Consider the following 460-nt stretch of genomic DNA (forward strand, 5'->3'; position numbering starts at 1 on the left):
AGTGGCCTTCGCGAAACGGCCTTTCCCGACCCCGCCGCTTGATGTGCGGCCGCGCCATTTCTCGGTAACCGAGATCGAGACGCTGCGGCGCGATCCTTATGCGATTTACGCGCGGCGCATTCTCTCGCTGATGCCGCTTGAGCCTTTGGTGCGTGATCCGGGTGCAGCCGAACGCGGCACTTTGTTTCATGAAATCCTGCATCGCTTTTCGACGTCCGGTGTCGATCCCCGCGCGCCCGTCGCACTTGAAACGCTTATCGATGTCGGCAGGCAGTGTTTTTCGGAAGCCTCGCTTCCCGACGATGTGCGCGCCATATGGTGGCCGCGCTTCGAGAAAATGGCGGTTGGCATTCTCGGTTGGGAAACGAGGCGTGCCGACAGCATAAAGACCCGCCATGCCGAAGCGCGTGCCGAAAAGACGCTCGTCGGCTCGTCGGGCGTTACCTTGTCTGGCTATGCT

At 61.1% G+C, this 460-nt stretch carries 1 protein-coding gene; it reads left to right on the forward strand.

Features of this window, described 5'->3' with window-relative positions:
* Positions 1 to 460, forward strand: a 460-nt coding sequence (locus AB1462_RS31955; RefSeq protein ID WP_367249095.1) for a PD-(D/E)XK nuclease family protein, incomplete at both ends; no start/stop codon positions are given.

The sequence above is a fragment of the Pseudomonas sp. SB113 genome, assembly GCF_040754745.1.
Taxonomy (GTDB): Bacteria; Pseudomonadota; Gammaproteobacteria; order Pseudomonadales; family Pseudomonadaceae; genus Aquipseudomonas; species Aquipseudomonas grimontii.